Consider the following 23,976-nt stretch of genomic DNA (forward strand, 5'->3'; position numbering starts at 1 on the left):
CCCGGGGCGGTGCGACGGCTTCACCACTCCTCACCGAGCAGGGAGACGTCTTGAGGATCACCCTGATGCGTCTACCGCGGCACCGTGCACCAGACGGTCGGTCGCGGCGTGGGCGGATCGCAACTCTACTCGCCACCGCGCTGGTAGCGGCGGCACTGCCGGCGCTGGCGGCGCCCGCGGCGGCCAGCGCGGCCCCGTCACCCAACGGCCCGTGGCACAAGGTGGACGGCAAGCCGGCACCGACCAAGGCCGGTAAGAAGGCCACCGTCAAGGCCAAGCGGCTCGCCGCGTTCACCCTCGACCGCGGCAGCCTGAAGAGCACCCTCGACAAGGCTCCGCGGGAGCGCGGCAAGGCGGCGCAGCAGCGGCAGATCGTGTCGCTGCCCGCGCCCGACGGGACGTTCCAGCGCTTCGAGCTGGTGAACTCGCCCGTGATGGAGGCCGGCCTGGCCGCCAAGCATCCCGAGATCACCACGTACGCCGGCAAGGGCCTGGACGACCCGACCGCGACCATCCGAGCGGACCTCACCCCGCTCGGCTTCCACGCCTCGGTCCGCTCGGCGGCCGGGAACTGGTACGTCGACCCGTACTACCACCTCGACCAGAGCCTGTACGCGAGCTACTTCGCCCGCGACCTGGAGAATCCGCACGGCGTGTTCGTCGAGCGCGAGGACGTGGCGGGCGAGGCGCACGCCCTGGCGGACGAGATCGCGGCCGCCGTGGCCGAGGCCCCGGTCGGGCCGCTGGTGAAGCTGCGCACCTACCGGGTGGCGCTGGTGACCGACCCCTCCTACGCCACCTTCTTCGGCGCGGAGAACGTCACCGCCGCCAAGGTCACCCTGATGAACCGGGTCACCCAGGTCTACGAGGACGAGACCGCGATCCGGCTCGTGCTTATCAACGACACCGACAAGACCAACCTGAACACCCCGGTGCTGGCCACCGAGCCGAACGGCCCGTGCGGGGCGGCGGCCTGCTTCACCACAGACCAGCTCAAGTCCTGCGCCAGCAGCACGCTGAGCCGCAACCGGATCGTGCTCGGCCAGATCGTCGGCGCCAGCAACTACGACGTCGGCCACATCGGACTCGGCGTGAACGGTGGCGGCGTGGCCAGCCTCGGCGTCATCGGCGGCAACAGCAAGGCGCAGGGCTGCACCGGCCTGCCGACCCCGATCGGTGACTATTACGCGGTGGACTACGTGGCGCACGAGATGGGCCACCAGTTCGCCGGCAACCACACCTTCAACGGCACCCAGTACAACTGCTCGGGCGGCAACCGGAGCGCGGCCAACTCGTACGAGCCGGGCAGCGGCTCGTCGATCATGGCGTACGCCGGCATCTGCCAGCAGGACAACCTCCAGCCGCACAGCGACCCGTACTGGTCGCACCGCAGCTACACCGAGATCACCACGTACGTCACGTCGAACCGTCCGGCGATCAGCGAGGTGCAGACCGCCTCGCTGTACGGCTTCAACACCAACGGTGCCTCGTTCCGGGTCCGCTACAACGGCAACGACTCGGCGCCGATCGTGCGGGGTGTCAACTACACCACCGCCGGCATCAAGGCCGCCATCGAGGGGATCGCCGGCTGGCGGGCCGGCGCGACCGTCAGCGTGGCCGCCTTCGGCGGCGGCAGCACGCCGGACGACAACGGCTTCCAGGTGACCTTCGGCGGCACGCTGGCCAACACCAACGTCGCCTCGCTGGAGCTCACCGACTTCACCGGCGCCTCCGGTTTCGTCGGTGAGACGGCCAAGGGCGGTGCCATCGACAACGGCGGTTTCCTGGTCGAGGAGACCGCCAACCACGCGCCGGTGGTCACCGTGCCGGGCACCGTCACCATCCCGGTGCGTACCCCGTTCGCGCTGACCGGCAGCGCCACCGACGCCGACGGCGACACGGTGACGTACCTGTGGGAGCAGAACGACCGGGGCGCCACCGCCGGCACTGCGCTGGTGAACAACACCAAGACCAACGGCCCGCTGTTCCGGGTGTTCGGCGAGGCGGCGATCGTGTCGTCGACCGACACCCTGAAGTACCACTCGCCGGGCCAGAACGCGGTGACCACCAACTCGACCCGGGTCTTCCCGGACATGAAGCAGATCCTGGCGGGCAACACGAACGCCAAGACGGGTGCCTGCCCGGCCGCGCCGGCCCCGCCGCCCACCGGCGGTGCCTCGAACGTGCCGGCGGAGCTCGTCGACTGCTACTCGGAGTTCCTGCCCACCAAGGACTGGGTCGGCTTCACCAACGACCGGACCCTGCACTTCAAGCTCACCGCCCGCGACGGGCGGCTGGGTGGCGGCGGTGTCGGCAGCGCCGACGTCGCGCTGGTGCTGGCCCCGAACGCCGGGCCGTTCCTGGTCACCTCGCAGGGCTCCGCCGCCGTCCTCGACGGTGGCTCGAGCCAGACGGTCACCTGGGACGTTGCTGGCACCGACGCGGCGCCGGTGAACGCCAGCCAGGTGAAGATCTCGCTGTCCGCCGACGGCGGGCAGACCTTCCCGTACGTGTTGGCCGAGAGCACCCCGAACAACGGCAGAGCCACGGTGGCCCTGCCCAACGTGGCGACCCAGCGGGCCCGGATCAAGATCGAGGCCGTCGGCAACGTCTTCTTCGATGTCAACGACGCCGACTTCACCATCCGTGCCGTCCCGGTAGTCTCCAACGACGCCCCGGCCGGCGGGGCCCGGGTCCAGTACAGCGACGCCCTCTCGCAGCCGGTGACGGTCACCGCCTCCGACGCCGACACCGCCGGCGCCGCGCTGACCGCGTCCGCCACCGGCCTGCCCGCGGGCCTGTCGCTGGCCGTGTCGGCGACCTCCGGCACTGACACCCTGCCCGGTACGCGCAGCTGGACCGTTGCCGGTACCACCACGGCGGCTCCGGGCGACTACCCGGTCACCGTCACGGTCTCCGACGGCACCGGACTGGCCGGCAGCACCTCGTTCACCATCACGGTCACCGCCGAGGACGCGGCGGCGACCTGGGCCGGTGACACGCTGGTGAGCACCGCGACCAGCGATGCCTCCGGCAATGCGCTGCTGCGGGCCGTCGTCCAGGACAGCTCGGTGCTGCCCTTGGCGACGGACACCACCGCGGGTGACATCCGCAACGCCACGGTCACCTTCACCGAGGGTGGCGTGACGCTCTGCACCGGCACGCTGGAGCTGCTCGGCGCGGCTAGCACGAGCGCCTCTGCGGGGTGCGAGGCCACCCTGCCCGCGGGTACGCACACCGTCACCACGACGGTCGGTGGGTACTACACGGGCAGCACCACCGCGCAGGTGACGGTCGCCGTCTCCGACGGCGGGTTCCTCACCGGTGACGGCGAGATCATGGTCACCCGCTCGGCGGGGGCGTACCCGGTTGACGCGAAGTCGAAGGTCGCGGTGGACCTGACCGCGATGCCCGCCGTGGCCAAGAAGGCCGCGTCGGGCCAGGCCGAGATCGCGTTCCGCTCCGGCGGGAAGTTCTACACGATCAAGGCCGGCACGGTCGACGGGCTCGGCATCACCTCGGCCGGTGCGGTCGCTCAGGTGCGCTACCGGGCCAGCCTGTACGAAAGCAACGGCAAGGTGGTGGCCAGCGGCCTGACGCTGGCCGTGACGGTGACCGACCGGGGGGAGCCCGGGAAGGATGACACCGTCGGCATCACCCTGTGGAACGGCGGTGCCCTGCTCTTCTCGTCCGACTGGACGGGCAACGGGACCGACGAGGTCAACCTGACGGCGGGCAACCTCACCGTCCACTGACCAACGGGTAGCGCGGGAGGACGCCGGTCGCGGTGTCCTCCCGCGTTCCATTTCCCGCCGGGCCGCGGCGAATCCCCGTGCCGTACCGTCGTGTCATGACCAGCCGACCCGCAGCCGGGGGCGGCCGGTGGGTCGAGGTCGACCCGACCCGCGTCGCCCGCTGGGTCGAGGGCTTCGCCGACCGGCACGGCCCGCCCACCACCACCATCCAGGGATACGGCCTGCTGCTCGCCGCCCCGGACGGGGCGACCGCCGAGCTGCACACCCCGCCCGGCGTCCCCGCGAGCGCCGACGTACCCGGGTTCGTGGCCGCCGCCGGCGCGGCGCGTCGGCTCGGCCTGCTGCTGGCGCGCAAGGGCGCGGTGGCGGTCGGCGTGGCCGACGGGACCGAGCTGACCATCTCCAAGGTGGACACCCGCTACGTGCAGGGGCGCACCGCCGCGGGTGGCTGGTCGCAGCAGCGGTTCGCCCGACGGCGGGACAACCAGGCCAAGGCGGCGCTGGGCGACGCGGTGGAGTTGTCCGTACGGCTGCTGCTGCCGGAGGCGGCGACGCTGGCCGCGCTGGTCTGCGGCGGCGACCGGCGGGCGGTGGACGGCGTGCTGGCCGACCGGCGGCTGGCCCCGCTCGCCGCCCTGCGCGCCGACCGGTTGCTCGACGTGCCCGAGCCCCGGCACGCGGTGCTGGTCGATGCGGTGGCCGCCGCCCGCGCGGTGCGGATCCTGATCCGCGACCCTGATCGCGACTGACCCGAGCACTCTCCCTGCCTGCCTACTGGCTCAAGATCGTGCTACAACCAGCATGTTTGGTGTCGAGGTCGCGTGTGATGCCACTACATCCGGACTTGAGCGCGATCTTGGGGTCAACGGCCACCCCGTGAGTTCACGGCCAGCACGCCGGGGATCAAGAGTGGATCCGGTCGAGGAACTCGTTCTGGTGATCGGCGAGGTGGGCTGCCAGCGTCAGCGAGACGAACCGGCAGGCGAACCGCAGCCCATCGTCCTCGCCGTTTCCGGCGACCTGGTGCACCCACCCATCGGCCGGCCGGCCGGGCACGTGGAGCTGGACGTACGTGGTCCGCCGGGCCTGGCCGGTCTCCGGGTGGGGGCGCTCGCTGACCCCCAGTTCGGCGACCGCCTCGACGCCGGTCAGCCCGGTCTCCTCGGCGACCTCGCGGACCGCGGCCTCGGCCGGCGTCTCGCCCGGCTCGATTCCGCCGGCAGGGACCTGAGTGCCCGCCTCGGGGAAGTCGACATGGTCGAAGACGAGCAGTTGCGGGCCGGCCCCCGTGCGGCGGATGACGTACGCGGCGACCCGGAGGCGGGGTGGGATCATCCGGTGACCATACCCGGCGAGGCATTCGTAATCCGCCTCGAAAGATCCTCGCCGGACTCGTGGGCGATGCTGCCCGGCGAGAGGGGGTAAGCCCCTCGATCTTGGAAGGCGTCGGTGTGGGGCTAGGAAAGCCGGCTTAGGCTGTCCTGCCTCGGAATATTCGATGATCGGTCCGTTGAGGACTGGTGCGGCGGAGGCCGGCGAGTTGGACGTAGATCTCGCGTTTGGCGGTGGCGTTGCCGCGTCGGTTGATGACGTAGCCGGTCAGCCAGATCCAGCCAGCGTACGTCGGGCGGTCGCAGACTGAGACGACGCGGAAGGTCAGGGCGCGGTCGCCTGCGAACTGCACGGAGGTCCGGCCGTCGATCCGCAGCAGGTCGCCGGGTTCGGGTCGCCGCACCATTACCAGTGGCCCTCGTTGGGCCGGCATTCCCGGGCGTGCATGGTCTGCCAGTCGCGCAGTGCACGCTTGAGCCGGTCGTTCTCCTCGGTGAGCAGGCGTACCTGGCGGTGCAGGTCGGTCAGCTCGTCGGCGAGCTGGGCCTGAAACTCGCGTACCTGATCGGGGTCGGCGCCGCGGCGGCGCGGGTCGAAGGTGCGGGTGCGTACCTCGTGCGGGGTCAACCGGGCCGGGAGGCCAGTGCCGTAGAGCTGGCCGGATCGGTACACCTGGGCCACGACGGTCCTTTCCGGGGCAGGCGGGAGCGCGGAGGGTCGGTGCGATGGTTTAAGGCAGGCCGGTGGGTCGGGACGGGCACACGCACCCGCCCCGACCAGGGGGATGAGCCGAACTCGTTGCCACGCGAGGAGCGGCTCCACTTCAGACTAACGGCTTAGTCGTTTAAGTCAACCACTGATTGTTGTCGGTCGTGGGCGTTTCGTGATCGAATTGGCGAGCCACGCAAGGAGCGCCATGCCTACAACACCTGACTACATCCGCATCGCCGACGACATCATCGCTGCCGTCAAGGCGAAGAAGCTCAAGCCCGAGGACAAGCTGCCGTCGATTGCCCAGATGGCGGCGGACTACAAGGTGGGCACGTCCACGATCCAGATGGTCTATGTCCGGCTGGAGGCGTTGGGCGTCATCCGTCGGCATCAGGGCAAGGGCATCTTCATCACAGACCCGAAGACCTGGATGCGGAAGCCCTGACCGAGGTTGTCCGCGCTCGTTGAGGCATGTGATCGCCCCGGTGTGCGGCAATGCGTGGTCTCGTCATCGGGTTTGACCACGACATGCCGCACATCGAGTTGATCAAGCGGGGGCGGGCTAGCGGCCGGCGCCGAAGGTGTCGCAGGACTTCGGGTCGCCGGTGGAGTAGCCCGTGGTGAACCACTGCATCCGCTGCTGGGAGGTGCCGTGGGTGAACTCGTTCGGGTTCACCGGTCGGCCGGCGCGCTTGGAGATCGCGTCGTCGCCGATCTTCTCGGCGGCGTCGATCGCCTGCTGGATGTCCTCCGCGGTGATGCTCTTGAAGATCTTCTGGCCCTTCGCGTTGGTGGTGCCGGTGGCGTTCTTCGCCCAGGCGCCCGCGTAGCAGTCGGCCTGTAGCTCCAGCTTCACGGAGAGCGCGTTGGCGTGGGCAGGGTCGCGCTGCTGCTGGCGGCGCATCTGCGCCTCGGTGCCGAGCAGGCTCTGCACGTGGTGTCCGTACTCGTGGGCCAGGACGTACGGCTGGGCGAACTCGCCCTTCGCGCCGAGCTGGTCGGCGAGCAGGCGGTAGAAGGTGAGGTCGATGTAGACCAGGTGGTCGCCCGGGCAGTAGAACGGCCCGACGCCGGAGTCGGCCGCGCCGCAGCCGGTGCGCACGGCCCGGCTGAAGAAGACGGTCTTGGCGGGCCGGTACTGCTGGCCGAAGACCTCCGGCAGGGCGGTCCGCCAGTACGCCTGGATCGAGTTGACGTAGAGGGTGTTGCGGCAGTCGAGCTGCTTGAGGGCGTCCTGGGCCGAGCACTTCTGCTTCAGCGAGGTGTTGTCGCCCTGGTCGGCGCCGCCGCCCATGGCGTTGAGGCCATAGCCGCCACCGACCAGGGCGACGAGGACGGCGATGATGATGCCCACGATCCCGCCCCCGCCGATCGGGATCGGGATGCCCAGTCCGCCGCCTCCGCCGGACCCTCGCTGATCGTCCACCTGGCTGGTATCGATCTCCGCGTTCTCGTTCAGCTCCATGTTGACCCCATCACCGATTTGTCCGAACTGTGGTGGCTGCGGTACCGGACCGGGTCCGGACGGCGTTTCCCGGTACCCGATGATCTTGCACGGTAATCCGCGGGAAAGGGTAGGGGGTGCCCGCTACACTTGCCCCGTGCTGCGCTGCGAAGGCTGAACGGCCCCGCGCCGACGGGAAGTGATGACCCGCCGGCGCTTTCGCGTGCCCTGAGTCAGCCCTTCCGGAACCCCGAGAGCGAGTACCTCGACATGATCACTGCCACCGGCCTGGAGTTGCGCGCCGGTTCCCGGATCCTGCTGTCCGACACCACCCTGCGGGTGCAGCCGGGTGACCGGATCGGCCTGGTCGGCCGCAACGGCGCCGGCAAGACCACCACGCTGAAGGTGCTGGCGGGGGAGGGGCAGCCGTACGCCGGGCAGCTCGACCGGCGCAGCGCCATCGGCTACCTGCCACAGGACCCGCGTACCGGTGACCTGGACGTCACCGGGCGCGACCGGGTGCTCTCCGCCCGTGGCCTGGACGTGCTGATGGCGCAGATGAAGGAGCTGGAGGCCAAGCTCGCCGAGGGCGCCGACGACGAGCGCCTGGTCCGCCGCTACGGCGCGCTGGAGGACCAGTTCGCCTCCCTCGGCGGGTACGCGGCCGAGGCCGAGGCGGCCCGGATCTGCGCCAACCTCGGCCTGCCCGACCGGGCCCTGGCCCAGACCATCGGCACCCTGTCCGGTGGTCAGCGCCGGCGTATCGAGCTGGCCCGGATCCTGTTCCGCGACGCGGGCGACAACGGCGGCGGGATCCTGCTGCTCGACGAGCCGACCAACCACCTGGACGCCGACTCGATCACCTGGCTGCGCAGCTTCCTCGCCAACCACAAGGGCGGCCTGATCGTGATCTCCCACGACGCGTCGCTGCTGGAGGCGGTGGTCAACAAGGTCTGGTTCCTCGACGCCACCCGCTCGGTGGTCGACGTCTACAACCTGGGCTGGAAGGCGTACCTGGAGGCGCGGGAGACCGACGAGCGGCGCCGCCGCCGGGAGCGGGCCAACGCCGAGAAGAAGGCCGGTGCGCTGATGGCGCAGGCGGACAAGATGCGGGCCAAGGCCACCAAGACGGTCGCCGCGCAGAACATGGCCCGGCGGGCCGAGAAGCTGCTGGCCGGCCTGGACGAGGTACGCGTCGCCGACAAGGTGGCGAAGGTGCGCTTCCCCACCCCGGCGGCGTGTGGCAAGACCCCGCTCACCGCGACCGGCCTGTCCAAGTCCTACGGATCGCTGGAGATCTTCACCGACGTCAACGTGGCGGTGGACCGGGGTTCCCGGGTGGCCATCCTCGGCCTCAACGGTGCCGGCAAGACGACCCTGCTGCGGATGCTCGGCGGCCTGCTCGAGCCGGACACCGGCGAGGTGCGCCCCGGGCACGGCCTGCGGCTCGGCTACTACGCGCAGGAGCACGAGACCCTGGACGTGGAGCGGACGATCCTGGAGCACATGCGCAGCGCCGCGTCGGAGCAGACCGACACCGACCTGCGCAAGATCCTCGGCGCGTTCCTGTTCTCCGGCGAGGACGTCGACAAGCCGGCCGGGGTGCTCTCCGGTGGCGAGAAGACCCGGCTGGCCCTGGCCACGCTGGTCTGCTCGGGGGCGAACGTGCTGCTGCTGGACGAGCCGACGAACAACCTCGACCCGGTCAGCCGGGAGCAGGTGCTCGACGCGATCGCCCGCTATCCGGGCGCGATCGTGCTGGTCACCCACGACCCGGGGGCGGTCATGGCGCTCAAGCCCGACCGCGCCATCCTGCTGCCCGACGGCGACGAGGACGCCTGGAGCGACGACCTGCTCGAACTCGTCGAGCTCGCCTGACTCCCACCTGTCACCGCGGCGTACGGGTCCACCGCCCGGTCGGACTGCCATGATCCACCTGGTCGGCCCGGGTTGACCGGTCAGTAGCATCACGGTATCGGGAAGCTGACATTGCATAGCGTGTCGGTTGGCGAAGAGTTGATATCTGGCGCATGATCGTTCGAGGCGGTCTAATAGGTGGGACCGTATCCGAACCGCACAGTCTGGGACGTGAGGAATCAGCATGGCAGCCACCGGCACAGCCACCAGCACTGAGAAGGGTCGCCGGATCGTCGGAGCCGAGCGCCAGACGCTCGCCAAGGACCTGGTAAAGCGGTATACCTCGGGTGAGAGCATCCGTGCGCTCGCGGCCTCGACCGGCCGCTCCTACGGGTTCATCCACCGGGTGCTCACCGAGTCCGGGGTGCAGCTGCGGCAGCGCGGCGGTGCCCGGCGTCGCAAGAAGGCGTGACCCGCGCACCAGCGTCGTCGATCAGCGTCGTGCTCCGGGTGGTCCGGTGACCCCCGCAACGACCGGAGTACGACTCGACTGCGACGGGCCGGTGGCGACGGTCACGTTGTGCCGGCCCGACGTGCTCAACGCGCAGGCCCCGACGATGTGGCGCGCGATGAGCGACTTCTCCCGCGATCTGCCCGGCGACGTCCGGGTCGTCGTGGTGCGCGGCGAGGGGCGGGCGTTCTCCACAGGTATTGACCTGTCCGTGGCCGGTGCCTCCGGCCCCGGCTCCTTCGCCGAGCTCGCCACCCTGCCCGAGCAGGAGTGCGCCGACCGGATCGCCGAATACCAGGGCGGCTTCACCTGGCTGCACCGCCCGGACGTGATCTCCGTCGCCGCCGTGCAGGGGCATGCGATCGGTGCCGGGTTCCAGCTCGCCCTCGCCTGCGACCTGCGGGTGCTCGCCGAGGACGCCAAGCTGTCCATGGCCGAGGTGACCCTCGGCCTGGTCCCCGACCTCGCCGGCACCAAGCGCCTCGTCGAGCTGGTCGGCTATTCCCGCGCCCTGGAGATCTGCGCCACCGGCCGCCGGATGGACGCCGCCGAGGCGGACCGGCTCGGCCTGGCCACCCTCGTCGTGCCGAACGCGGAGCTGGACGCCGCGGTGCGGGACCTGACCGCCGGCCTGCTGGCCAACAACCGCGACGCGATCGTGGAGATCAAGGCGCTGCTCGCGGGCGCGGCCGGGCGCAGCCACGCGGAGCAGCAGCGGGCCGAGCGCGAGGCGCAGACCCGACGGCTGCGCGATCTGGCCGGGCGCGGAGAATAGCCAGGATCGTTCGGGAAGATCCGGGTTACTCGCGAGGTTGTCGTAGTGGTCGGGAGAATTGACCCGACGGTCTAGGGCTGCCCGACGACCCGGAGGTGACGAGTGTCCAACCACATGCCCGGTGGCGGCATGGGCGGCTGGAGCATGCTCCGGTCGATGCGCAACCAGGACGAGGTCGCCACCCACCAGCTCAAGCGCGGCACCGCCAAGCGGATCGTCGCGTTCGCCCGGCCCTACCGGCGCGACATCATGATCTTCCTGCTCACCGTGGTGATCGCCGCGGTGATCGGGGTGGCCACCCCGCTGCTCGCCGGTGACGTCATCGACGCGATCGCCAAGGGCGGCCCCGACGCGCGCTCGACGGTGGTCCGGCTGGCCCTGATCATCGCCGCGCTGGCCGTCGCCGACGCGCTCTTCTCCCTGGCCCAGCGCTGGTATTCGGCCCGGATCGGGGAGGGCATCATCCTCGACCTGCGGACCCGGGTCTACGACCACGTCCAGCGGATGCCGCTGCAGTTCTTCACCCGCACCCAGACCGGTGCCCTGGTCAGCCGGCTCAACAACGACGTGCTCGGCGCCCAGCGGGCGTTCACCTCCACCCTGTCCGGCGTGGTCAGCAACGTCATCCAGTTGGTGCTCACCGCCGGGGCGATGCTGGTGCTGTCCTGGCAGATCACCGTGCTGGCGCTGGTGCTACTGCCGATCTTCATCATTCCCGCCCGCCGGGTCGGCCGGCGGCTTGCCGAGATCACCCGCGAGTCCTACAACCTCGACGCGAAGATGAACGCGACGATGACCGAGCGGTTCGGCGTCGCCGGCGCCCTGCTGGTCAAGCTCTTCGGCTCCCCCGAGGTGGAGGCCCGCCGGTTCGCCCGCCGCGCCGAGCGGGTTCGCGACATCGGCATCCAGTCCGCCATGTACTCGCGGACCTTCTTCGTGGCGATGCTGCTGGTCGCCTCGCTCGCCCAGGCCCTGACTTACGGCCTCGGTGGGTGGCTCGCCGTCACCGGCGCGGTCAGCGCGGGCACCGTGGTCAAGCTCGCGCTGCTGCTCACCCGCCTGTACGGCCCGCTCACCGCGCTGTCCAACGTCCGGGTCGACGTGATGAGCGCGCTGGTCTCCTTCGACCGGGTCTTCGAGGTGCTCGACCTGCGTCCAGGCATCGAGGAGAAGCCCGACGCGGTGCCGGTGCCCCGAGGCATCGGCCGGGTCGAGTTCCGCGACGTGCGGTTCCGCTACCCGAGCGCTGCCGAGGTGTCCCTCGCGTCGCTGGAGGAGGTCACCACCCTCGACCGTACGGTCAACGAGCCGGTGCTCAAGGGCGTCTCGTTCAGCGTCGAGCCCGGGCAGATGGTGGCCCTGGTCGGTTCCTCCGGCGCCGGCAAGTCGACGCTGTCCATGCTGATCTCCCGGATCTACGATGCCACCGACGGCCACGTGCTGGTCGGCGGCGTCGACGTGCGGGACGCCACCCTGGCCTCGCTGCGCGACGAGATCGGCGTGGTCACCCAGGACTCCCACCTGTTCCACGAGACGATCCGGGAGAACCTGCGCTACGCCAAGCCGGACGCCACCGACGACGAGATCTGGGCGGCCCTGGCCGGCGCGCAGGTGGCCGACCTGGTCCGCTCCCTGCCCGACGGGCTCGACACCACGGTCGGCGAGCGCGGCTACCGCTTTTCCGGCGGCGAGAAGCAGCGCATCGCCATCGCCCGGCTGCTGCTCAAGGCCCCGTCGATCGTGATCCTCGATGAGGCGACCGCGCACCTGGACTCGGAGAGCGAGGCGGCCGTGCAGCGGGCGCTGTCCGTGGCGCTGACCGGGCGTACCGCGCTGGTGATCGCGCACCGGCTCTCCACGGTCCGGGACGCCGATCAGATCCTCGTCCTCGACGAGGGGCGGATCGTCGAGCGCGGCCGGCACGAGGAGTTGGTCGCCGTCGGCGGGCTCTACGCCGAGCTGTACCGCACCCAGTTCGCGGTGGCCGACTCGCCGATTCCGTACGCGGAGCCGGACCAGGCGCAGCCGGTGGTCAGCACGGTGCCGCTCGGCACGTACGTCGCGCAGGAGGCGCTCCCGCCCGCCACGGCCAACTAGCGCGGCCGCCCGGCTGATGCTGCCGCCCGGCGGCCGGCCAATTAGGCGATCACGGCCGCGCGCAGCTCCGCGAAGGCGGCGCCGAGCGTTTCCGGGGTGAAGTGCGCGTTCAGGCCGCTGGGGTTGGGCAGCACCCAGAGCCGGGCGCCGCCGAGCGGTTCCGGCTGCGGGCCGAAGCCGGCCTTCGGCCGGGCGAAACCGATCCGGTACGCGGTCACCCCGACCACCGCCACCCAGCGCGGCCGGTACCGCTCGACCTTGCCGGCCAGCTCCGCCGCGCCGGCCACCAGCTCCTCGGCGGTCAGCTCGTCGGCGCGGGCGGTGGCCCGGGCCACCAGGTTGGTGATGCCCAGCCCGAGGCGGGGCAGTTCGTCCTGCTCGCTCGGGTGCAGCTGGCGCGGGGTGAAGCCGCCCCGGCGCAGGGCCGGCCAGAACCGGTTGCCCGGCCGGGCGAAGTGCCAGCCGGTGGCCGCCGACCAGAGGCCCGGGTTGATGCCGACGAGGAGCACATCCAGGCCGGGCGCGATCACGTCCGGGAGCAGCTTGTCGGCCGCCGCCGCGAGTTGCTCCTTCGTCGGCCGGGGATAGCGGCCCGTGTCCGTCACAGGCCGCGCAGGGCGCCGCCGTCGACGGGCACGGTGACCCCGGTGACGTAACCGGCGGCGGGGGAGAGGAGGAAGGCGGCTACCCGGCCGAACTCGCCCGGTTCGCCGAACCGACCGAGCGGGATCGACGCCTCCGCCTCGGCCCGGGCCCGCTCCGGGTCGCCGGTGGCGGCGAGAAGCTGCCGGTTCCGGTCGGTCATGATCCGGCCGGGCAGCAGGCCGAACACGCGTACGCCACGGGGGCCGTACTCGTCGGCGATGTCCTTGGCCACCCCGGCCAGGCCGGGGCGCAGGCCGTTGGAGATGCCGAGGCCGGGCAGCGGTTCCCGCGCCGAGGTGGAGAGGACCAGTCCGATCGCGCCGCCGTCGGTGAGCGCGGCGGCCACCGTACGGAGGGTGCGGACGCTGCCCAGGAAGACCGTCTCGAAGGACTCCCGCCACTGCTCGTCGCTGACCTGGGCGGCGGTGCCCCTGGGCGGCCCGCCCACCGAGATGAGCGCCCCGTCGAGCCGGCCGAATTGTTCGCGGGCGGCGGCGACCAGCCGCTGCGGGGTGCCCGGGTCGGTCAGGTCAGCGGTCAGTCCGATCGCCCGCTCCGGTCCGCCGAGCGCCTCGACCGCGACGGCAACCTGCTCCGGTACGCGGGCCGAGATGACCACCCGGGCGCCGTCGGCGACGAGCTGTTCGGCGGTGGCGAAACCGAGGCCACGTGAGGCGCCGGTCAGCACGTACACCCGGTCGGCGAGTCCGAGATCCATGGGCCGATCCTGCCGTACCCGGAGTCGCCGTGCCACGAGACCCGGGCGGTCAGTGGCGGCGGACCGCCTCCTCGACCAGGTCGAGCACCCGGCCGAGGTCGCCGGCCGGGCGGCCCATCGCCAGGTGCAGCACCAGCCCGTCGTACGCCAGCTCCAGGAACTGGGCCAGCACATCGATCGGCACGTCGTCGCGGAGCACCCCGGCCTCCCGCTGGCGGAGCAGTCGCTCGCGGGTGGCCTCGGCGATCGCCGCCGAGCGTTCCGCCCAGCGCTTGGCGAATGCCGGGTCGGTACGCAGCCGCCGGGACACCTCCAGCTGGCTGCCGAGCCACCCGGTGGTGTCCGGGGAGAGTGCCGTGGCCAGCAGGTCCCGCATCACCTGGACTAGACCGTTGCGGGCGACGGTCTCCACCATGGCCTGCGCGTCGTCCTCGGCCACGGCGAGGAAGAGCGAGTCCTTGTCCCGGAAGTGGTGGAAGATGGCGCCCCGCGACAGCCCGGTGGCCTCCTCCAGGCGCCGGACGGTGGCGCCCTCGTAGCCGTGCCGGGCGAAACACGCGCGCGCGGCGGCGAGGATCTCCTGTCGGCGCGCGTCGAGCTGGTCCTGGCTTACTCTGGGCACGCACCGATCGTCCCAGGTGACTTCCGCTTTCGCAAACCGTACGTACGGCTTGAGATGCGCCCTCACGTGATCGGCATCATGCCGCGAGGCGGTTAGGATCGTTCCATGATCGCGCCCGCCCACCCGCTGACCGTGGCCGCCGTGCAGGCCGAGCCGGTTCCCGGTGATGTCGCCGGCAACGCCACCACGGCAGCCCGCCTCGTCGGCCGGGCCGCCGGTGCCCGGATCGTCGTGTTGCCGGAGCTGTTCCTGCCCGCGTACCACCCGCCGACCCTCGCCGCCGACCCGACCGGCACCGACGTGGCCGCCGACGCGGACGGCCGGGTCGACGATCCGCGGCTCGACCCGCTGCGGCGGGCCGCCCGGGACGGCGGGACGACGGTGGTGGTGGGCGCGGCGGTCCGGCACCCCGACGGGCGGCGCACCATCTCCTCGTTGGTGGTCGACTCGGCCGGCGTCGTGCGGGCGGCGTACGACAAACAGCAGCTCTGGAGCGGCGAGCGCGAACTGTTCACCCCGGGCCGGCGGGGCGCCACCCTGCTGGTCGACGACTGGCGCTTCGGTCTCGGAATCTGCTACGACGGCTGCTTCCCTGAGCACGGGCGGGCCGCGGCCGACGACGGCGCGCACGGCTACCTCTGCCCGAGCGGCTACCTGGCCGGCTCGGAGCACCGGCGGGACGTCTACTACGCCGCCCGCGCCCTGGACAACACCATGTACGTCGTGTTCGCCAACGCCGTTGACGGCGCCGACCCGTGGCGGTTCAACGGCGGTGCCGCGGTGTACGACCCGGAGGGCCGGCCGCTGGCCCGGGGCGCGAACACCGGGACGGATGTGCTGGTCGCGACGCTCGACCCGGCCGCCCTCGCGGCCACCCGGGCGGCGCACACCATGCTCGCCGACCGCCTGCCCGACCAGGGCCTGCCCCGTACGACGGTCGCGGGTTGACAGATCTGGGCCTCCGGCTCTGTCGGTGGTCCGTCCCGGTCCCGTAAGGTTCCCGCGTGCCGTTGCTCCTGCTCGACCTGGACAACACGCTGCTCGACCGTGAGCGGCCGTTTCGTGCCTGGGGCGAGCGCTTCCTGGACACCATCGGCGCGCCGCCCGCCGACCTCGACTGGCTGCTGTCCGTCGACGCGGACGGGCTGACCGACCGGTGGGACCTGGCGGACGCCATCCGGGACCGGTACGGGTTGGGTATCTCCGCCATCGACCTGGTGGCGGACCTGCACGACGGGGTGGTGGCGTACACCCGTCTGGACCCGCTGGTCGCCTGCGCGCTGCGGATCGTCGACGACGCCGGGTGGGTGCCGGTGGTGGTCACCAACGGCACCGTACGCAAGCAGGACGCGAAGATCCGCCGAACTGGCCTGGACCGGTACGTCGCCGACTGGGTGATCTCCGAGGAGGCCGGGGTCAGCAAGCCCAACCCGAGGATCTTCGCGCTCGCGGCGCAGCGGGCCCGGATGCCGCTGCGCGGTGCCTGGGTGATCGGTGACAGCCCGGAGGCGGACATCGGCGGGGCCAGCGCGGCTGGACTGCCCAGCGTCTGGCTGCACCGGGGACGCCGCTGGTCGGACACCCGGTTCGCGCCGACCCGTACGGCCGACGGGTTGATCGCCGCGGTGGCCGCGGTGCTGGCCGCGCTTCGCGGCGGGGCCGGTCAAGCGCCCGCGCCGCAGCCCCGCCGGTCCATTCCGCGCGGGCTGTAATTCGGTTGACCCGCTCGCGCCCGCCGGTGAGCATGGTGCCGCGCGAGGGCGCAGCCGGGCGGAGCCCGGTCGAGGAGAGGAGGTCGGTCATGGCCGTCTTTGCAGGGTCGTTCCACCTGCCTCCATCAGCCTCGATCGAAGGATCAACCCACCCGTGCGTGATCACGACTTCCCGGCGCCGCAGCGCCGTGGCCGCGGCAAGAGCCGCTTTGACGACGACGAACCGTATTTCCTGAAGCGCGGCCGGCACGCCGAGCCGGTCCTCGCCGAGCCCGACGCCGAGCCCGATGCCGAGGACCATTGGTCCTCCTGGGACGAGGCCGTGCACGGGCCCGAACCCCACCCCGAGTGGCTGATCACCGAGTTGGCCGCGAAGGACGCCGAACTCGGTGTGCTGAAGACCGGCAAGGAGGCGGACGTCCACCTGGTCCGCCGGGCCGTGCCGGACACCGACCGTTCGTGCCTGCTGGCCGCCAAGCGCTATCGGGACGCCCAGCACCGGCTCTTCCACCGCGACGCCGGCTACCTGGAGGGGCGCCGGGTCCGCCGGTCCCGGGAGAACCGGGCGATGGCCGGCCGGACCGCCTTCGGCCGGCAGATGATCGCCGGGCAGTGGGCGGCCGCCGAGTTCGCCGCCCTCGCCCGGCTCTGGGAGATCGGCGCCGCCTCCGGGCGGATCGCCGTGCCGTACCCGGTGCAGCTGCTCGGCACCGAGCTGATGCTGGAGTTCGTCGGAGACCCCGAGGAGGGGCAGGCCGCGCCGCGGCTGGCCCAGCTCCGGCCCGACGCCGCCGAGCTGCGTGAGCTGTGGGAGCAACTGGTAGACGCCCTGGTCGTGCTGGCCCGGGCCGGGTACGCGCACGGCGACCTGTCCCCGTACAACCTGCTGGTGGACCGGGGGCGGCTGGTCATGATCGACCTGCCGCAGGTGGTCGACGTGGTGGCCAACCCGCAGGGGCCGGAGTTCCTGGCCCGGGACGTGCGGGTGGTCGGCAGCTGGTTCGCCGCCCGGGGCCTGCCCGCCGGGGACGTCGACCCGACCGAGCTGACCGGGCTGCTGCTGCACGAGGCGGGGATTCGCTGAGCGCGCCGCGTCCCGGGCGGGTGGCCGCCTGCCCCGGGACGCCGCCCGCCCGTCCCGCACCGGCGTGCCGCCGGTCGTCCCGCCGCGGTCACTGGAGGTAGCGCTCGACCTCCGACAGGGGGCGTTCGCCCTGGGCGTCCGGGTCGCCGTGTGCCTGGCGGGCCGCCCGGCGGCGGCGCAGCAGGTCCCAGCACTGGTCGAGGGACTCCTCCAGCGCCCGCAGCCGTTCCCGGGCCGCGTCGTCGGTGCCGGCCTCGTTCTCCTGTGCCGCCGCGCGCAGCCGGTGCTCCTCGTCGACGAGTTCGGAGATCCGGTTCAGGATGGTTTTGTCGTCCATGCCCGAAGCTTGGCACAGGGGGCGGTGGCGCGCCCGCGTTCCTCGCCCCCGGTCCCGCTCCCGGCACCCATCCGGCTTCTGCCCCCCAGATCCTGCCGCTGGTGACCGGCTCCTCGCCGCCGCGATCGCGCGAGTGCGGCTCCCGCCAACCGGTCATGATCAGGATCGCTTGAGTGAAGTTCGGGACGCTGCTAGCGTGCGCCGGGATCGATCGGATCGCCGACGGCCCGAATTCGGGCACGTGATGGAATACCCGGCCAGGAAGTTGTGATGGTTCTCGCAGCACGAAGATTGTCGCCCCTGCTCCACCTCGGACAGTCCGATCCGGACCAGCTCCAGCAGCTGGTCGAGCAGCAGCGGCGGGCCTGCGGTCCACCCCGGACACCGGCCAGGGCGACGACGAAGCGGTGCGCCCGCCCGAGCAGGTGCGCCGTTTGATGAGCTTCAGCCGAAGCGGCACCCGACGCGGCCGGACCGACGCCGCGCGGCCGCTCGACGGGGCGCACGGGATCGGTGACGGGCCCGACCCGGGGGACGGGCAGGCGATATGAGGGGGACGCCGTGGGGGCGGACCTCAGGCGAGTACGGCGACACCAGCCGGGAAGAAGAGGACGACGAGTGGCCCAGAAGACGGCTTCGAGCGCGGACCTGACGTGGTTGCTGGATGACCTGGTCGGCCGGGTCAAGCAGGCGGAACACGCCGTGGCGCTGTCCACCGACGGCCTGTTGATGGCCTCATCGCGGGGGCTGAGCCGGGACGACGGCGAGCACCTGGCGGCGATGGCGGCGGGCATCCAGAGCCTGGCCCGGGGGGCCGGCAAGCGGTTCGGCGGCGGCCAGGTGCAGCAGACCATCATCGAGATGCAGTCGTCGTTTCTCTTCGTCACCGCGGCCGGGCGCAACGCCTGCCTCGCCGTGCTGGCCACCGAGGACGCCGACGTCGGTCTGATCGCGTACGAGATGGCGATGCTGGTGACCCGGGTCGGCCGGTTCGTCGCCTCGCCGACCAGGGAACCGGGTGCCGGCGAGAACCCGGCACGATGACCGGCCAGGCGGAGCCCGCGGAGCAGAAGTGGCTGGACGACCCGGTGGTGCGTCCGTACGCGCTGACCGGCGGGCGAGCCCGCCCGGTCACCGGCACCTTCGACCTGATCTCCCTGGTCACCGCGACCCGGGCGGACGCGAGCACGGAACCCGGGCTGGGCCCGGAACACCTGGCGATCGTCGGCATCTGCCAGCGGATCCAGTCCGTGGCCGAGGTCGCCGCCCACCTTGACCTGCCGGTGGGCACCGTCCGGGTCCTTCTCGGTGACCTGGTGGCCCGCCACCTGGTGCAGGTTCGTGAGCCGCGCGCGACCACCGCCGGCCTTCCCGACGACAGCGTTTACGAGGCGGTAATCAATGGACTACGGGCGCTCTGAGCGGCCGGCGGGAGCGGCGCCGCTGCCCACCGCGATCAAGATCCTGATCGCCGGCGGCTTCGGCGTCGGCAAGACCACCCTGGTCGGCGCGGTGAGCGAAACGCGCCCGCTGCGCACGGAGGAGGTGCTGACCGAGAGCGGAGTCGGCGTCGACGACCTCTCCGGGGTGGAGGAGAAGCAGACCACCACGGTGGCGATGGACTTCGGTCGCATCACCATCAGCGACGACCTGGTGCTCTACCTGTTCGGCACGCCCGGCCAGGACCGCTTCTGGTTCATCTGGGACGAACTGGCGCTCGGCGCGCTCGGCGCGGTCGTGCTCGCCGACACCCGTCGGTTGGCCGACTGCTTCCCGTCGATCGACTACTTCGAGGAGCGGGGCACGCCGTTCGTGGTGGCGGTGAACTGCTTCGAGGGTGCCAGGCGGTACCGGCTCGACGAGGTGCAGACGGCGCTCAACCTCGACCCGGGCGTACCGGTGGTGCTCTGCGACGTGCGGCAGCGGGAGTCGGTCAAGGAGGTCCTGATCACGCTGCTGGAGCACGCCATGAAGCTGCGCGAGGAGCGCCGAAGCGCCGCCGACGGCTGACCTCCCGATGCCACAGGGCCCCTCCCCGCGAGCGCGGGAAGGGGCCCTGTCCGGGGTACGACGTCAGCTGGCGATCATGCGACGCAGTACGTACTGCAGGATGCCGCCGTGCCGGTAGTAGTCCGCCTCACCCGGGGTGTCGATCCGGACCACGGCGTCGAACTCCACGCCGGTGTCGATGGTGACCTTCACCGTACGCGGGGTCTCGCCGTCGTTCAGGGCGGTCACGCCGGCGATGGAGAAGGTCTCCGTGCCGGTGAGCCCCAGCGACTCGGCGGTGGTGTCGACCGGGAACTGCAGCGGCAGCACGCCCATGCCGATCAGGTTGGAGCGGTGGATCCGCTCGTACGACTCGGCGATGACCGCCTTGACGCCGAGCAGCATGGTGCCCTTGGCCGCCCAGTCGCGCGACGAGCCGGAGCCGTACTCCTTGCCGGCCAGGATGACCAGCGGGACGGCCGCCTCCTGGTAGGCCATCGAGGCGTCGTAGATCGAGGTCTGCTCGCCGGTCAGGTGGTTGACCGTGAAGCCGCCCTCGATGCCTGGGACGAGCTGGTTACGCAGCCGGATGTTGGCGAAGGTGCCGCGGATCATCACCTCGTGGTTGCCCCGGCGGGAGCCGTACGAGTTGAACTCGTGCCGCGGCACGCCGTGCTCGGCCAGGTAGCGGCCGGCGGGGGAGTCCGCCTTGATCGAGCCGGCCGGGGAGATGTGGTCGGTGGTCACCGAGTCGCCCAGCTTGGCCAGCACGCGAGCCGGACCGATATCGGAAACAGGCGCCGGCAGGCGCCGCATGCCCTCGAAGTACGGGGGCTTGCGGACGTAGGTGGACTCGCCGGCCCAGGCGAAGGTGTCGCCGGTCGGGGTGGGCAGCGACTGCCAGCGCTCGTCACCGGCGAAGACATCGGCGTACGCGGAGCTGAAGCCGGTGGCGCCGATCGCCGAGGCGATGACGTCCTGGATCTCGGCGGTGTTCGGCCAGATGTCGCGCAGGAACACCGGGTTGCCCTGGCTGTCCTCGCCGATCGGCTCGTTGGCCAGGTCGATGTCCATGGTGCCGGCGAGCGCGTACGCGACCACCAGCGGCGGGGACGCCAGGTAGTTCATCTTGACGTCCGGGTTGATCCGGCCCTCGAAGTTCCGGTTGCCGGAGAGCACCGACACGACGGCGAGGTCGCCCTCGTTGACCGCGGCGGAGACCTCCTCCGGCAGCGGGCCGGAGTTGCCGATGCAGGTGGTGCAGCCGTAGCCGACCAGGTTGAAGCCGAGCTTCTCCAGGTAGGGGGTGAGGCCGGCCCGGTCGTAGTAGTCCATGACGACCTTGGAGCCGGGGGCCAGGGTGGTCTTGACCCACGGCTTGCGGGACAGGCCCTTCTCCACCGCGTTCCGGGCCAGCAGCGCGGCACCGATCATGACCTGCGGGTTCGAGGTGTTGGTGCAGGAGGTGATCGCGGCGATCACCACGGCGCCGTGGTCCAGCTCGTACTCGACGCCGTCGGCGCCGGTGACCCGGATCGGGTTGGTGGCGCGGCCACCGGCACCCGCCGCGGCGGTCTCCAGGTCGCGCGGCTCGTCGGCCGGGTCGCTGAACTCGTTGGCCGGCGGGTCGCTGGCCGGGAACGACTCGGCGCTGGCCTCGTCGGCCGGGCCGGCGGCGCCGCGGGGCAGTTGCTCGCGCGCCACGCCCGGCCTGAGCTCCTTCGCCACGCCGGCGGCCTCCTCGGCCACGTAGTCGGTCAGCGCGGAGCGGAACAGCGTCTTGGCGCTGCCCAGCGGCACCCGGTCCTGCGGGCGCCGGGGGCCGGCCAGGGACGGCTCGATGGTACCGAGGTCCAGCTCCAGGCGCTCCGAGTACTCCGGCTCGCGGGCCGGGTCGTGCCATAGGCCCTGTTCCTTGGCGTACGCCTCGACGAGCGCGACCTGCTGCGGGTCGCGGCCGGTCAGCTCCAGGTAGCGGACGGTCTCGGCGTCGATCGGGAAGATGGCGACGGTGGAGCCGTACTCCGGGGACATGTTGCCGATGGTGGCCCGGTTGGCCAGCGGCACCGAGCTCACGCCCGGGCCGTAGAACTCGACGAACTTGCCGACCACACCGTGCTTGCGCAGCATCTCGGTGATGGTGAGCACCAGGTCGGTGGCGGTGGTGCCGGCCGGCATCTCACCGGAGAGCTTGAAGCCGACGACCCGCGGGATCAGCATGCTGACCGGCTGGCCGAGCATCGCGGCCTCGGCCTCGATGCCGCCGACGCCCCAGCCCAGCACGCCCAGGCCGTTGACCATGGTGGTGTGCGAGTCGGTGCCGACCACGGTGTCCGGGTACGCCTGGCCGTTGCGCTCCATGACCGTACGGGCCAGGTACTCGATGTTGACCTGGTGCACGATGCCGGTGCCCGGCGGGACGACCTTGAACTCGTTGAACGCGGTCTGGCCCCAGCGCAGGAACTGGTAGCGCTCCTTGTTGCGCTCGTACTCCAGCTCGACGTTGCGCTGGAAGGCGTCCTCGCGGCCGAACAGGTCGGCGATGACGGAGTGGTCGATGACCAGCTCGGCCGGGGCGAGCGGGTTCACCTTGGTTGCGTCGCCGCCGAGGTCGCGGACGGCCTCCCGCATGGTGGCCAGGTCGACGACGCAGGGCACGCCGGTGAAGTCCTGCATCAGCACCCGGGCCGGGGTGAACTGGATCTCCACGCTCGGGTCGGCGGTGGGGTCCCACGCGCCGAGCTGCCGGATGTGGTCGGCGGTGATGTTCGCGCCGTCCTCGGTCCGCAGCAGGTTTTCCAGCAGGATCTTCAAGCTGTAGGGCAGCCGGTCGTGGCCCTCCACCTTGCCGATCTTGAAAATCTCGTAGCTCGCGTCTCCGACGCGTAGCTGGGTCTTCGCACCGAAGGTGTCGAGGCTCGCCACGTCGTACTCCTTCACACCAGCGACTGTGAGTAGTCCTGAGCAGTCTGTCGCACCGGCCGGGGTACTGCCGTGGTTAGGTGGCACTTACCTGCGTCCGGCGCTCAACAAAACCGTACGTCCGTCTTGCTATTCACGCAACCTCGTGCCAGGGTTCGGGACGAGGAGGTGCCGACCATGATCCATCACGTACTGCTCGCCTGCCCACGCGGTTCCGAGGATGCGTCCCGGGCCTTCTACGGCGGCCTGCTCGGCCTGGTCGAGAAGCCCAAGCCGCCGGCCCTCGCCGCCCGCGGTGGTTGCTGGTTCACCGGGTACGGCGCGGAGCTGCACCTCGGTGTCGAGGACGGCTTCCGGCCCGCCCGCAAGGCGCACCCCGCCCTGCTCCGCCCCGACCTCGACGCGCTCGCCGCCCGGCTCGCCGCCGCCGGTCACGCGGTGACCTGGGGTGACGACGAGGTCCCCGGCATGCGCCGGTTCCACACCCACGACCCGCACGGCAACCGGCTGGAGTTCCTCGCCCCCGCCGCCTGACCCCCGGCCGCACCACCCACCACCGGCCGCACGTCGCCCGGCCGGCGGACGCGGAGGTCGGTGGAACGTCCTGGCGGTCACGGCGGGACGGAGACTTCCATAGCGTTCCAACGGACGAGCGGCGGGCCGCGGCGGCAAGCCGAGGCCCGGCCGGGTGGAGGCCGGGTGAGCGGAGCGCCGTGCCGTCGGACCGGAGGTAGGGTTCGAGGTCGGACCGGAAGGGATGAGGGCGTGCTCGACGTACAACACTGGCTTGCCGCGCTCCCCCCAGGCGTGGTCTACCTGATCGTCGCCGGGGTGATCGGCGTGGAGAGCATGGGCGTTCCGCTGCCCGGCGAGATCGTCCTGGTCAGCTCCGCGTTGCTCGCCGCCGCCGGGGTGGTCGACCCGTTGTGGGTGGCCAGCGCCGCAGCGGCCGGTGCCATCATCGGCGACTCCATCGGGTACGCCGTGGGCCGGCGCGGCGGCCGGCCCCTGCTGGAACGGCTGGGCCGGCGCTTCCCCCGCCACCTCGGCCCGGCCCACCTCGCCCGCGCCGAGCGGAGCTTCGCCCGGTACGGCGTCTGGGCGGTCTTCTTCGGCCGGTTCGTGGCACTGCTGCGGATCCTGGCCGGTCCCCTGGCCGGCGCACTGCGTGTGCCGTACCGGCGGTTCCTGCTGGCGAACGCGGCCGGCGGCCTGGTCTGGGCCTTCGGCACGACGTACCTGCTGTTCACCGTGGGCCGGGCGGCCGAGCGCTGGCTCAAGGACATCTCCTGGGCCGGGCTGGTGATCGCGATCCTCGCCGGCCTGGGCAGCACCTGGTGGTTGCGGCGCCGGGCCCACCGGCTGGCGTCGGCGGAGACCGCCGCCGAGACCGAGCCGGTGCGGGCCGGCAGCGACTGATCCGCGGACGACCAACGGCCGGCCCCAGGGTGGGGCCGGCTGTGGA

24 protein-coding genes are annotated in these 23,976 nt (G+C 71.6%); 15 read left to right on the forward strand and 9 right to left on the reverse strand.

Annotated elements, in window-relative coordinates; all coding sequences use genetic code 11:
• Nucleotides 1-65: 65 nt before the first annotated feature.
• The gene (locus ACNAW0_RS18255; protein ID WP_416289103.1) at nucleotides 66-3,755 is read left to right on the forward strand and encodes a M12 family metallo-peptidase; all 3,690 of its coding nucleotides are present in this window, start codon (nucleotides 66-68) and stop codon (nucleotides 3,753-3,755) included.
• 95 nt (nucleotides 3,756-3,850) lie between these two features.
• Complete coding sequence (locus ACNAW0_RS18260) at nucleotides 3,851-4,504, forward strand: acVLRF1 family peptidyl-tRNA hydrolase (RefSeq protein WP_416289104.1); 654 nt, start codon at nucleotides 3,851-3,853, stop codon at nucleotides 4,502-4,504.
• Nucleotides 4,505-4,658: 154 nt separating this feature from the next.
• Here the strand turns inward: ACNAW0_RS18260 and ACNAW0_RS18265 are convergent, their stop codons facing one another.
• The 3 genes from ACNAW0_RS18265 to ACNAW0_RS18275 form a co-directional block, all read right to left on the reverse strand.
• Nucleotides 4,659-5,090, reverse strand: a complete 432-nt coding sequence (locus ACNAW0_RS18265; RefSeq protein ID WP_416289105.1) for an NUDIX hydrolase — start codon at nucleotides 5,088-5,090, stop codon at nucleotides 4,659-4,661.
• 136 nt (nucleotides 5,091-5,226) lie between these two features.
• Entirely contained in the window at nucleotides 5,227-5,493 is a 267-nt protein-coding gene (locus tag ACNAW0_RS18270; RefSeq protein ID WP_416289106.1) for a hypothetical protein, read from the reverse strand.
• Complete coding sequence (locus tag ACNAW0_RS18275) at nucleotides 5,493-5,768, reverse strand: DivIVA domain-containing protein (RefSeq protein ID WP_416289107.1); 276 nt, start codon at nucleotides 5,766-5,768, stop codon at nucleotides 5,493-5,495. The genes ACNAW0_RS18270 and ACNAW0_RS18275 overlap by 1 nt, the downstream gene beginning before the upstream one ends.
• 235 nt (nucleotides 5,769-6,003) lie before the next feature.
• Here ACNAW0_RS18275 and ACNAW0_RS18280 point away from each other — a divergent pair, with 235 nt between their 5' ends.
• On the forward strand, nucleotides 6,004-6,243 hold the full coding sequence (locus ACNAW0_RS18280) for a winged helix-turn-helix domain-containing protein (protein ID WP_416289108.1): 240 nt from the start codon (nucleotides 6,004-6,006) through the stop codon (nucleotides 6,241-6,243).
• A gap of 117 nt (nucleotides 6,244-6,360) precedes the next feature.
• Here ACNAW0_RS18280 and ACNAW0_RS18285 read toward each other — a convergent pair whose 3' ends face one another.
• Nucleotides 6,361-7,263: a neutral zinc metallopeptidase gene (locus ACNAW0_RS18285; protein ID WP_416289109.1), complete on the reverse strand. Its 903-nt coding sequence runs from the start codon at nucleotides 7,261-7,263 to the stop codon at nucleotides 6,361-6,363.
• A 249-nt stretch (nucleotides 7,264-7,512) separates the two neighbouring features.
• On the opposite strand from ACNAW0_RS18285, the gene ACNAW0_RS18290 reads away from it, so the two are divergent.
• The 4 genes from ACNAW0_RS18290 to ACNAW0_RS18305 all read left to right on the forward strand — a co-directional run bounded on the left by ACNAW0_RS18290 (nucleotide 7,513) and on the right by ACNAW0_RS18305 (nucleotide 12,482).
• On the forward strand, nucleotides 7,513-9,120 hold the full coding sequence (locus ACNAW0_RS18290) for an ABC-F family ATP-binding cassette domain-containing protein (protein ID WP_416289110.1): 1,608 nt from the start codon (nucleotides 7,513-7,515) through the stop codon (nucleotides 9,118-9,120).
• Between the two features lie 223 nt (nucleotides 9,121-9,343).
• Nucleotides 9,344-9,571, forward strand: coding sequence for a helix-turn-helix domain-containing protein (locus ACNAW0_RS18295; protein ID WP_007462679.1), 228 nt, complete (start codon nucleotides 9,344-9,346; stop codon nucleotides 9,569-9,571).
• Nucleotides 9,572-9,617: 46 nt separating this feature from the next.
• Nucleotides 9,618-10,385 (forward strand): enoyl-CoA hydratase/isomerase family protein, encoded by a 768-nt coding sequence (locus ACNAW0_RS18300; RefSeq protein ID WP_416289111.1) that lies wholly within the window; start codon nucleotides 9,618-9,620, stop codon nucleotides 10,383-10,385.
• A gap of 114 nt (nucleotides 10,386-10,499) precedes the next feature.
• Nucleotides 10,500-12,482 carry an ABC transporter ATP-binding protein gene (locus ACNAW0_RS18305; protein ID WP_416289126.1) on the forward strand — a complete coding sequence of 661 codons (1,983 nt, stop codon included), beginning with the start codon at nucleotides 10,500-10,502 and terminating at the stop codon, nucleotides 12,480-12,482.
• A gap of 41 nt (nucleotides 12,483-12,523) precedes the next feature.
• On the opposite strand, the gene mug is transcribed toward ACNAW0_RS18305, so the two are convergent.
• The 3 genes from mug to ACNAW0_RS18320 are packed head-to-tail and all read right to left on the reverse strand — an operon-like array spanning nucleotide 12,524 to nucleotide 14,467.
• On the reverse strand, nucleotides 12,524-13,087 hold the full coding sequence (gene mug / locus ACNAW0_RS18310; protein WP_416289112.1) for a G/U mismatch-specific DNA glycosylase: 564 nt from the start codon (nucleotides 13,085-13,087) through the stop codon (nucleotides 12,524-12,526).
• A complete protein-coding gene (locus ACNAW0_RS18315) occupies nucleotides 13,084-13,845 on the reverse strand; it encodes an SDR family oxidoreductase (protein ID WP_416289113.1) in 762 nt (253 codons plus the stop codon). Before ACNAW0_RS18315 ends, mug begins: the two co-directional genes overlap by 4 nt.
• 49 nt (nucleotides 13,846-13,894) lie before the next feature.
• Entirely contained in the window at nucleotides 13,895-14,467 is a 573-nt protein-coding gene (locus tag ACNAW0_RS18320; protein ID WP_416289114.1) for a TetR/AcrR family transcriptional regulator, read from the reverse strand.
• A gap of 105 nt (nucleotides 14,468-14,572) precedes the next feature.
• Here ACNAW0_RS18320 and ACNAW0_RS18325 point away from each other — a divergent pair, with 105 nt between their 5' ends.
• The 3 genes from ACNAW0_RS18325 (at nucleotide 14,573) to ACNAW0_RS18335 (ending at nucleotide 17,263) form a co-directional block, all read left to right on the forward strand.
• Nucleotides 14,573-15,415, forward strand: a complete 843-nt coding sequence (locus ACNAW0_RS18325) for a carbon-nitrogen hydrolase family protein (RefSeq protein WP_416289115.1) — start codon at nucleotides 14,573-14,575, stop codon at nucleotides 15,413-15,415.
• Between the two features lie 56 nt (nucleotides 15,416-15,471).
• Complete coding sequence (locus tag ACNAW0_RS18330) at nucleotides 15,472-16,179, forward strand: HAD family hydrolase (protein WP_416289116.1); 708 nt, start codon at nucleotides 15,472-15,474, stop codon at nucleotides 16,177-16,179.
• A gap of 154 nt (nucleotides 16,180-16,333) precedes the next feature.
• Entirely contained in the window at nucleotides 16,334-17,263 is a 930-nt protein-coding gene (locus tag ACNAW0_RS18335) for a serine protein kinase RIO (protein WP_416289117.1), read from the forward strand.
• An 88-nt stretch (nucleotides 17,264-17,351) separates the two neighbouring features.
• Here ACNAW0_RS18335 and ACNAW0_RS18340 read toward each other — a convergent pair whose 3' ends face one another.
• Entirely contained in the window at nucleotides 17,352-17,600 is a 249-nt protein-coding gene (locus ACNAW0_RS18340) for a DUF2630 family protein (protein WP_089006151.1), read from the reverse strand.
• A 618-nt stretch (nucleotides 17,601-18,218) separates the two neighbouring features.
• Between ACNAW0_RS18340 and ACNAW0_RS18345 the strand changes: the two genes are divergently transcribed.
• Genes ACNAW0_RS18345 through ACNAW0_RS18355 form a run of 3 tightly spaced genes read left to right on the forward strand, consistent with a single transcriptional unit; the run spans nucleotide 18,219 to nucleotide 19,610 of the window.
• Nucleotides 18,219-18,644, forward strand: a complete 426-nt coding sequence (locus ACNAW0_RS18345) for a roadblock/LC7 domain-containing protein (RefSeq protein ID WP_416289118.1) — start codon at nucleotides 18,219-18,221, stop codon at nucleotides 18,642-18,644.
• Nucleotides 18,641-19,021, forward strand: coding sequence for a DUF742 domain-containing protein (locus tag ACNAW0_RS18350; RefSeq protein ID WP_416289119.1), 381 nt, complete (start codon nucleotides 18,641-18,643; stop codon nucleotides 19,019-19,021). Before ACNAW0_RS18345 ends, ACNAW0_RS18350 begins: the two co-directional genes overlap by 4 nt.
• Complete coding sequence (locus ACNAW0_RS18355) at nucleotides 19,002-19,610, forward strand: GTP-binding protein (RefSeq protein ID WP_416289120.1); 609 nt, start codon at nucleotides 19,002-19,004, stop codon at nucleotides 19,608-19,610. Before ACNAW0_RS18350 ends, ACNAW0_RS18355 begins: the two co-directional genes overlap by 20 nt.
• Before the next feature lie 63 nt (nucleotides 19,611-19,673).
• Here the strand turns inward: ACNAW0_RS18355 and ACNAW0_RS18360 are convergent, their stop codons facing one another.
• Nucleotides 19,674-22,529, reverse strand: a complete 2,856-nt coding sequence (locus tag ACNAW0_RS18360; protein ID WP_416289121.1) for an aconitate hydratase — start codon at nucleotides 22,527-22,529, stop codon at nucleotides 19,674-19,676.
• A 159-nt stretch (nucleotides 22,530-22,688) separates the two neighbouring features.
• Between ACNAW0_RS18360 and ACNAW0_RS18365 the strand changes: the two genes are divergently transcribed.
• Entirely contained in the window at nucleotides 22,689-23,045 is a 357-nt protein-coding gene (locus ACNAW0_RS18365; RefSeq protein WP_416289122.1) for a VOC family protein, read from the forward strand.
• Nucleotides 23,046-23,276: 231 nt separating this feature from the next.
• Nucleotides 23,277-23,930: a DedA family protein gene (locus ACNAW0_RS18370; RefSeq protein ID WP_416289123.1), complete on the forward strand. Its 654-nt coding sequence runs from the start codon at nucleotides 23,277-23,279 to the stop codon at nucleotides 23,928-23,930.
• Nucleotides 23,931-23,976 lie beyond the last annotated feature (46 nt).

This window comes from Micromonospora sp. SL1-18, from assembly GCF_047921505.1.
Taxonomy (GTDB): Bacteria; Actinomycetota; Actinomycetes; order Mycobacteriales; family Micromonosporaceae; genus Micromonospora.